The sequence below is a fragment of the Nostoc sp. UHCC 0251 genome, from assembly GCF_034932245.1.
In the GTDB taxonomy this organism is placed as follows: Bacteria; Cyanobacteriota; Cyanobacteriia; order Cyanobacteriales; family Nostocaceae; genus Nostoc.
The window spans coordinates 1-6,094 of sequence record NZ_JAYGHD010000180.1 but is presented as its reverse complement, the minus strand read 5'-3'; the positions used below and the strand labels follow the sequence as shown (position 1 = coordinate 6,094).

The 6,094-nt window shown below is 43.0% G+C and carries 3 protein-coding genes; 2 read left to right on the top strand and 1 reads right to left on the bottom strand.

All coding sequences use genetic code 11. The annotated features are described in order from the left end of the window. Positions 1 to 593: 593 nt before the first annotated feature. Positions 594 to 4,862 carry a PAS domain S-box protein gene (locus VB740_RS16710; RefSeq protein ID WP_323201086.1) on the top strand — a complete coding sequence of 1,423 codons (4,269 nt, stop codon included), beginning with the start codon at positions 594 to 596 and terminating at the stop codon, positions 4,860 to 4,862. Positions 4,863 to 5,152: 290 nt separating this feature from the next. On the opposite strand, the gene VB740_RS16705 is transcribed toward VB740_RS16710, so the two are convergent. Continuing rightward, a complete protein-coding gene (locus VB740_RS16705) occupies positions 5,153 to 5,380 on the bottom strand; it encodes a hypothetical protein (RefSeq protein ID WP_323201085.1) in 228 nt (75 codons plus the stop codon). Between the two features lie 65 nt (positions 5,381 to 5,445). Here VB740_RS16705 and VB740_RS16700 point away from each other — a divergent pair, with 65 nt between their 5' ends. Further along, the gene (locus VB740_RS16700; protein ID WP_190897174.1) at positions 5,446 to 5,814 is read left to right on the top strand and encodes a response regulator transcription factor; all 369 of its coding nucleotides are present in this window, start codon (positions 5,446 to 5,448) and stop codon (positions 5,812 to 5,814) included. Positions 5,815 to 6,094 lie beyond the last annotated feature (280 nt).

Here is a 6,094-nt window from a genome sequence, read left to right as displayed (position 1 = left end):
TTCCCCCTTCCCCCTTACCCTTTACCCCGCCAAGTTCACTTGGCGAACTACTAGTCCCTAGTTCCGCTTTCATGCTTGGCGGTAAAACTGGTTTCATCGGAACTGCCTGTTTATTAAGAAAGCCGAAAGCACGAACTTTTGTCGATGTTCTAGAGCAAGGGTTTAATATTTGCACTCATCAATTAATTTCAAATTTTTCACATTAATGAGACTACCAAAACCATCAATTAAGATCATTTCTTGAGATAGCAAATTATCTATCTATAAATTTGACAATAGAATGAGTTTGATGGCTTTAAAATTTTATTTACTTTCTAGTTTAGTTACTAACTTGTATTGTGATGTATTGTGACCGATATATTAGGCATTCTAATATTTCAAGGGTATATTTATCAATACACTTAATTTATAGTTGCTTTATAGTTAATTTATAATTGCTTTGCAATCGCTTGATAGTTGCTTGATGTTTGATTGATAGTTGATTGCGCCATAATAATTACTGATTTCCAACAGTTTACTTCCTCTGGCTGTTGCTTACTTCTGCTAATTCGTCCTGAATATCAAAAAGCTTATTAGGATTTGACAAATTAATTATGCAAATTAATAATCAACTGATTAACTTACCTAGTTTAAATCATGTTATAAATTATTCTCCATTAACAATTAGGCTTGATAGTTTTGTAGTCGAAGCTATTTTCTTGATGAGTCAAGGGCAATGTATTAATTATGCATCTCCCAACTTAAATTTTTCACTGAATTTAACTCTTGGGAATCAGCCACAACAATCTGGTTGTGTCTTGGTTATGGAAGGAGTAAATTTATTAGGCATTTTTACTGAAAAAGATGTAGTTAGACTTATTGCTTCAAAAAGAGATTTATCTACGGTGACAATGGCTGAAGTGATGACGCAGCCAGTAATTACCCTTAGGCAATCAGATGATCAGGATATTTTCATTGCTTTATCATTATTGCGTGAGTATCAGACTGGCTATTTGCCCGTTTTAGACGATCGCGGACAATTGCTAGGAATCATTACTGAGACTAGCTTGCTACAAGCCTTTGACATGGAAAAAATAGTTGGGGTCGTTGAAGGCTTGCAGCAATATTTACAAAAACCCAGAGATGAAATTAGCCAGGTTAATCAGCGCACAGAGATAGAGCAAGTATGCTGCCAGACTCAAAATAACTTAAAATTATGGGTTGAGGCCCAATCGGCTGAAATCATGCAAGTTAATCAGGAACTTCAGCAAGCCCTCGAAGAACTCCAGGTTGTGGAAGAAGAACTGCGCGGACAAAACGAAGAGTTGGCCGTTGCTCGTGAGCTAGTAGAATTGGAGCGCCAACGTTACCAAGATTTGTTTGAGTTCGCTCCAGATGCTTACTTGGTAACTGATACAGTAGGAATTATCCAAAAGGCTAACCGAGCAGCAGCAGCCTTGCTAGCTGTCCGCCAACAATATTTAGTAAACAAACCATTAATTTTATTTATTGCTCAGGAAGACCGCCAGACTTTTATCACCCAACTAAATAATAGACAGCAGCAACAGGAGTGGGAAGCTTACCTAAAACCACGGGAAGGTAGAGATTTTCCGGCTAGGATTAGAGCCGCTGCCATGTACGATTCAGAGGGTAAGCAAGTTGGGTGGCGCTGGTTACTCTGCGATATTAGCGATCGCTACCAAGCAAAGGAATCACTGCGCCAAGCTTACGAGGAGTTAGAACAACGAGTGGCGGAACGGACAGCAGAACTTGTTATGTCTAATGTCCTGTTGCAACAAGAAATTAGGGAACGCCAACGTGCAGAAGTTGCATTACAACAAAGCGAAAATCTCTATCGCCATCTCGTGGAAAGCCAAACTGACGTAATTATCCGCATTGATTTGCAAGGGCAGATTACCTTTGCCAATGCAGCTGCTTGTCAAACCTTTGGTTGGAAACAAAATGAGTTTCGTAGTCAGTCAATTTTCCAATTTCTTCATCCAGATGACTTGCCTGAAGCGATGGAAGATATGGCAGCTTTAGGATCTTCATTGCATCCCTTGATTAATCGTGAGCGACGTGCATTGACAGTTAACGGTATCCGCTGGTTTCAATGGAATGCGATCGCAATTCATAATGACAAAGGAGAGGTTGTTGAAATCCAAGGGGTAGGCAGAGATATTACCGAACAGCAAGCCGCGCAGCACGAACGCCAACTTGCAGAAGTTGCACTGCGTCAAAGCGAAGAGAAATTTCGCAATTTTGCCGATAACACCCACGCCATCATTAGTATTGCTAGCCCAGATTCATTCCGTCCCTTGTACATTAGTCCTGCTTATGAGAGGATTTGGGGTCGCTCTTGCCAAAGTCTTTATGACCAGTCAGACTCTTGGCTAGACGCAATTCATCCAGACGATCGCGATCGCGTCACCCAATCAGTCGAGCAACTGCTTAGTGGTAGTCAATCTAGTTCAGCAGAATATCGGATTTTGCGACCTGATGGATCAATACGCTGGATTTGGAATCGGGGTTTTGCTGTCTATGATGACCAAGGAGAAGTTGACTACTATGGTTGCATCGCCGAAGACATCACCGAGCGCAAACTAGCAGAAGAGTCACTGCGCCAAAGTGAGGAGAAATTTCGCAAATTTGCCGAAAACACCCACGCAGTTCTCTGGATTGCCAGCACAGATTCATTCCGAACCTTGTACGTTAGTCCTGCCTATGAAAAAATTTGGGGTCGCTCTTGCCAAAGTTTATTGGAGCAGTTTGAGTCGTGGATAAGCTCCGTTCATCCAGACGATCGCGATCGCTTAACCATTGCAGCAAAGCAACAGCTTATTAATGAGTCGGTTTCAATAGAATATCGAATTTTGCGACCTGATGGATCGATGCGCTGGATCTGGGATCGAGGTTTTGCTATCTATAATGAGCGAGGAAAAGTTGAGTACTATGGTGGCATCGCCGAAGATATTACTGAACGCAAACTGGCCGAAGAGTCACTGCAAGAAAGTGAAGCGCGATTGAGTTTAGCTACCGAAACAGCCCAAATAGGGATATGGGATCGGAACCTGATTACCAATACTTGTATTTGGTCTGCCAATATGGGGCCACTTTATGGTCTGCCGAACAATACCTTGTGTCCAACCTTTGAAGACTATTTCAATTTAATCCATCCAGAAGATCGGGAATCTGTAGCTGCGAGTGTAGCTCGGATGATTGAGCAAGGAAAGGGATCTACAGAGTATCGAATTATCGGGCCCGACGGCAGCCTACACTGGTTAAACTGCAAAGGTCAGGTTTACTATAACGAAATCGGTCAGCCGATCCGGATGATCGGCACAAATAGGGATGTCACTGAGCGCAAGTTGGCGGAACAAAAAATCTCTGAACAAGCCGCTCTACTTGATATTGCCACCGATGCCATATTAGTGCGAGATTTACAGGCTCAAATCTTATTCTGGAATAAAGGTGCAGAGCGGATGTACGGTTGGCTTTCTACAGAAGTTATGGGAAAAAACCTCCAGGAAATTTTGTACACAGCAGGAACTCAGCAGCAACTGGAAGTACCGCTGAAAAGCGTAATTGAGAGTGGCTCGTGGCAAGGTGAGTTATCTAAAGTTACAAAATCCGGTCAGAATATTGTTGTGGAAAGCCGCTGGACATTGATGCGCGATTCCGCGGGAGAACCCAAATCCATCCTGACTGTTGACACTGATATCACCCAAAAGAAACAACTCGAAGAGCAGTTTTTTCGCACCCAGCGATTGGAAAGCCTTGGAACCCTCGCAGGTGGTATTGCCCATGACTTGAACAATATATTGACACCAATTTTGGCAGCGGCTCAATTGTTACAAGGAACATTTTTACAAGATGAGGAGCGTTCTGGGCAACTTTTGGCACTTGTAGAAACCAACGCCAAACGCGGAGCAGCTTTAGTAAAGCAAATCTTGTCCTTTGCGCGAGGATATAAAGGAGAACGGACAATTATCCAAGTCGAGTGCCTGATTTCAGAAATTGTCCAAATTGCTAAACAGACATTTCCCAAATCTATCGAATTTTCCACGGTTCTCCCAAAAGATATTTGGGCGATCGCTGGGGACGCCACACAACTGCATCAAGTGTTGATCAATCTGGTAGTAAATGCCCGCGATGCTTTACCAAACGGCGGCAATATCAAAATTTCTGCGGAAAATAAGTTTATTGATGAAGCTTATACTAAAATGAATCTCGATGCTAAGGTTGGGCATTATATTGTGATTACCGTTGCCGATAACGGAATTGGGATACCGCCAGAGATAATAGATAGAATTTTTGAGCCATTTTTTACTACAAAAGAAGTCAATGCAGGTACGGGACTTGGACTTTCAACAGTGCTGGGAATCATTAGAAACCACGACGGTTTTATCAAAGTATCTACCAATGTTGATATAGGCAGCAAATTTGACCTATTTTTACCAGCAGTGGAAGCAACCCAAGCGTTCAACATAGAAGAGATGGATCTGCTCCCCGGAGAGGGAGAATTAATTTTGGTTGTGGATGATGAACCCCAAATTCGGGAGATTACCACAATCATCTTGGAAAACCATAACTATAAGATACTAGTTGCCAATAACGGCATAGAGGCGATCGCACTCTATGCTCAACACAAGCATCAAATCAATGCCGTATTGATGGATATAATGATGCCGGACATGGACGGAATCACCGCTATTCGCACCTTGCAAAAAATGAATACGCAGGTTCAAATTATTGCCTGTAGCGGACTCAACTCAATGGAAGTCTTTGCTCAATCTGCTGATGCTAATGTGCAAGCAGTTTTAGCAAAACCCTATACGGCTAGAGAATTATTGAAAACTTTACACCAGTTATGCAGAGGCTAGATACTCCCCACCCTTCAAAGGATACCGTGTACACACAAGTCTTGTCGCAGCCATATCTTTATTAATAAATCTCGCACTGCGTTTCTATCCCGCCTCGGAATGAATTCCGAGTCTCATAGCTAAAGTCCACTTAAGTGGACTAAATTGATTATTCAGTCCACTTAAGTGGACTTCAGCTATTAGCCCGGAACTTTAGTTCTGGGCGGGATTGCCTGTCTGTATGACAGTTTAACTCTGACAAAAATGTGGGTAAAAGAGTTGATGGCATTGCCCATTGGTGTCAACATAAGCTAAATAAAAGCTTTGTCAAATCTCGTTTCCAGCCTCTGGGCTGGAAATGCTGCTCTTGGCGGCTCTGCCGCCAGCAAAGGAGGCGGAGCCTCTAAGATTGCATTCCCAGTCGGAGACTGGGAACGAGACACGAGACAATATGTAAAAGCTTTTTCTAGACAGGCTTTCAGGTTAAGTTTACACCAATGGGCAATGCGCCTTGCCCCAAAAGAGCGTATTTGTATCATTATTAAAGTGAAATGGTATAACAGGTAAAATGAGGACTGAATGTTGGACTAATTGCTAATCTAAAATGCCCCATATATTATTAGTGGATGATGAAGCACCCCTACGCGAAAGCCTAACTTACACACTGCAAAAAGAAGGCTATACAGTGACAACGGCAGCAGATGGGCATAGTGCCATCAAACAGTTTCATAAGGAAGTACCAGATGTAATTTTGCTCGACCTCATGCTGCCGGAGGTTGGCGGCATGGAGGTTTGTTGGCGAATTAGGGCATTTTCGGATGTTCCCATTGTCATGCTGACAGCAAAAGATCAAGATATTGATAAAATTTGGGGCTTGGAAGCAGGAGCTGATGATTATGTAACCAAACCATTCAATACCCGTGAACTACTGGCGCGGATCAAAGCAGTGTTGCGCCGTCGTTCTGGGGATTAAAACAATTCGCAATTCGCAATTCGCAATTCGCAATTCGCAATGGGCTACGCCCCACTGCGCTAACGCAATGACGCTCCTACGTCGCTAACGCAATTACATTTTGTGTTAGCGCAGCGTTAGCGAGTCTGCGAGCGTCCGGGGATTTAGATTTAGGCATCAAAACGCTCTGCTTGATAGAAGCTGTTTACGGATGCACTGGCTTCCGTTATGGATGGAAGAAACAAATTAAATCCTCTTCCCTTCTGCCTCCTGCCTCCTGCCTCCTGCCTTGTTTCTTGAA